At 26.7% G+C, this 2,918-nt stretch carries 3 protein-coding genes; all 3 read left to right on the forward strand.

The window, feature by feature from the left end; all coding sequences use genetic code 11:
* Nucleotides 1-103: 103 nt before the first annotated feature.
* The 3 genes from GQS57_RS18120 to GQS57_RS18130 all read left to right on the forward strand — a co-directional run bounded on the left by GQS57_RS18120 (nt 104) and on the right by GQS57_RS18130 (nt 2,734).
* The gene (locus GQS57_RS18120; protein WP_165734383.1) at nt 104-967 is read left to right on the forward strand and encodes a hypothetical protein; all 864 of its coding nucleotides are present in this window, start codon (nt 104-106) and stop codon (nt 965-967) included.
* Nucleotides 967-1,374, forward strand: coding sequence for a hypothetical protein (locus GQS57_RS18125; protein ID WP_136582697.1), 408 nt, complete (start codon nt 967-969; stop codon nt 1,372-1,374). Before GQS57_RS18120 ends, GQS57_RS18125 begins: the two co-directional genes overlap by 1 nt.
* A gap of 298 nt (nt 1,375-1,672) precedes the next feature.
* Nucleotides 1,673-2,734 carry a hypothetical protein gene (locus GQS57_RS18130; RefSeq protein WP_165734384.1) on the forward strand — a complete coding sequence of 354 codons (1,062 nt, stop codon included), beginning with the start codon at nt 1,673-1,675 and terminating at the stop codon, nt 2,732-2,734.
* Nucleotides 2,735-2,918: the final 184 nt, after the last annotated feature.

The following is a 2,918-nucleotide window of genomic DNA, read 5'->3' on the forward strand; positions in this document are numbered from 1 at the left end:
ATTCACTTCAATTTTCCTTCGGAAAATAGCCGCTCATTAAAAACGCAACTTTCAATACACAACAACGTTGTGCATAATGTCTCACTCAGACCAAAAAACCTAAATGAAAAAAGAATTAAATAATAAATACGAAATTAGGTTAGATTTTAAAAGAGAAACTGAAAATCCAAGTAGACTTTTTAGAGCTTTTGCTGAAATGATTGATGGTGTAAATAATTTAGACCATTTGATAGCGGAAACGGTTAATAGTTCTGTAAAATCTAAAATAGTTTTAGATGATATTGAAAAAGGTTCAATAATTGGTAGATTTTGGAGTGCTTTGACAATTAATGAAGATAGTAAAATTGATAACTCACCAGAGAATGAAGAAATTGAAGAATACATTGAGGAATCTCGCGCTGAAACTTTAAAGTTCATTTCAGAGAAAAAATCATCTGTTGAAGACCTTAAAGAATTAGCTAATAACTTAAAAAAAATTGCTGAAGAAAAATCATTAGCAGATTCTTTTAATTATGCGGAACACGATATTCTAAAATTAGCAAAAACTATAAATAAAATTAATGAATCTACAGAAGAGCTTAACGAAAAAGAGTCTTTTGAATTGAAATCTGAAAATAGAGAAATAAAGAATATTAAATCCGGAACAGAAAAAATTGATATTGATGCTGTTGAAAACGCACTAACTGAAAATGAAATAGTGAATGAAACAGAAATGATATATTTAATAAAAAAACCAGACTTCTTAGGAGATTCTGCTTGGTCTTTCAAACACGGAAATAAATCAGCTTCTATAAAAATTTCTCATTTAGAATGGTTAGAAAAATTTCATTCAGGAAAAATAATAGTAGTTCCTGGAGATTCATTAAAAGTAAAAGTTAAACAAACCTCGAAATATAATACAAATGGTTATTTGATATCAGATAAGTTAGAAATCATTAAAGTATTAGACGTAATTCATAACAATTAATGAAAGTAGACAAAACTATAACATATATTCTATCATCTGAATTTCTATTTACATTGTTACCCATTGTTATTTTAGTGATGGTTCGACTATTTCAAAATGACTTTCAATCAATTTTTTATAATACAGAATGGTCAGTAATAGCAATAATATTATTTGGACAATCCGTTGTGAAATTTTCATCAGGTATTTCTAATACAAATGAACAAGTAAGGTGGCAATTTGTTGCTTTAATTATTTCATTAATAATTATCTTTGGTTTGGTACCTTCTGTAATAATATTGATTTTAAACTTAATTAATACCGAAATACATTTTGGAATGTACATTGCTCAATTTATTATATTTTTAATAAGCTGTTTTGTCTTTTTTATAGTTGGTTCTATTGGACAAAAAATGTTAGACGAATAAAAACACTATGCACAACACCGTATATAATTTATTGCTGGCTTCTCGCCTACTTACGAAAGTCCTCGCGGACTTTCTTGGTTGGTAATTATTTACTAAATTAGTTGCTTGAAACACGCAACAAACCATATACAACAACGTTGGCATTAATTAAAAACGAAATCTATACAAAATGAAATATATTTTTACCCTTTCAGTTTTATTTATACTATTATTTTCAATAATTGGATGTCAAAAAAACAAAATTATTGAAAATCAGTTTTCCTCATTAAGTGACACTATTTTCATTAAAACAAAAAAAATGAAAGGAAATGGTTTATTTGATTTAGGGTTTATGTATATAAAATTTAAAGACACTTTAAATACCTTTTCAAATTCAATTATATATCCAAAAAACATTAAAAACTTAAAGCGATTTCAACTTAAAACAGATTATGGCGAAAAGCAAGATTACAATGTAGAAATATTGCTAGGTAACAAAAAGAACAAACAAATTTTTATTGTAGATGGAAATAACAATAAAGATTTAACAGATGACCTTGTTAGAGAATGTGAGAAAATTATTTGGAACTCACCTCCTAAAGCAGTGAAATGTGAATATTTAATTTCTAATGGTAAACAAATAATAAAGGATTCTTCTTGGTTATGTATTGCAAATAATAAAGGAAAAATACTATTAGGAAAAAGAGAACATTTAATTGGAAAGTTTACAATTGATAACGAAAATTTTGAAATTGGAGTTGCTGACCAAGACAATAGAAACCCTAAAGAATTTACGTATGATATATTTTCCAAAATTACAGTTTTATCTAATTTGGGAGTAAAAAAAGAAAAACTAGTAAAGAGTCACTTAATGAGTATTGGAGAACTTATAAATTTAAATAATAAATATTATCGTTTTGAAAGTATTTCTAATAATGGAGATTTAATAACCTTAATAAAAGATGAGAATTTTAAAACTAAAATTGGAACTCAAAAAGGAATTATTGCGCCAACTTTTGAAGTTGTAACAATATCTGGAGACACTATTAGAAGTTCTAATTTAAAAAATAAAATTACAGTAATTGCTAATTCTTGTGGTTGTGGTGGCGATAAAAAATCTACAGAAGCATTCTACGAAATGGAAAAATCACTCGGAAAGCTTATTAATATTTTACACGTGGATTCAAACCTAAAAAAATCAGATATTGGAATTCATATAGATTCAGAAGAAGAATTCAATAAAAGTTTTTATAATAATTATAGAAAACAATATTGTTCAAAAACTTGCTATGTGATAGGAATGGACAACAGAATTATAGATAAGTTCAATATAAACGAATGGAAAACTAAAATCACTAAAATAATCAAAGAAAAAAACTAATGCCAACACCGTATAAACTTTATTGCTGGTTTTAGATCACTTGGGAAATTCCTTCGGAATTTCGCCGTTCGTGTTTTATTTAGTAAATTCACTGCTTAAACGTCGCAACAAAGCTTATACAACAACGTTGGGCGTAAGTTAAAAGTAAACTCAGATAAGCTATAAAAATTCGTTATTTTAAAGA

It is taken from the genome of Polaribacter sp. 20A6, from assembly GCF_011378915.1.
Taxonomy (GTDB): Bacteria; Bacteroidota; Bacteroidia; order Flavobacteriales; family Flavobacteriaceae; genus Polaribacter; species Polaribacter sejongensis.

What these genes read in the sequence shown, in the direction of transcription:
- GQS57_RS18120 (WP_165734383.1), top strand. Translation starts at nt 104, where the DNA reads ATGAAAAAAGAATTAAATAATAAATACGAAATTAGGTTAGATTTTAAA.
- GQS57_RS18125 (WP_136582697.1), top strand. Translation starts at nt 967, where the DNA reads ATGAAAGTAGACAAAACTATAACATATATTCTATCATCTGAATTTCTA.
- GQS57_RS18130 (WP_165734384.1), top strand. Translation starts at nt 1,673, where the DNA reads ATGAAAGGAAATGGTTTATTTGATTTAGGGTTTATGTATATAAAATTT.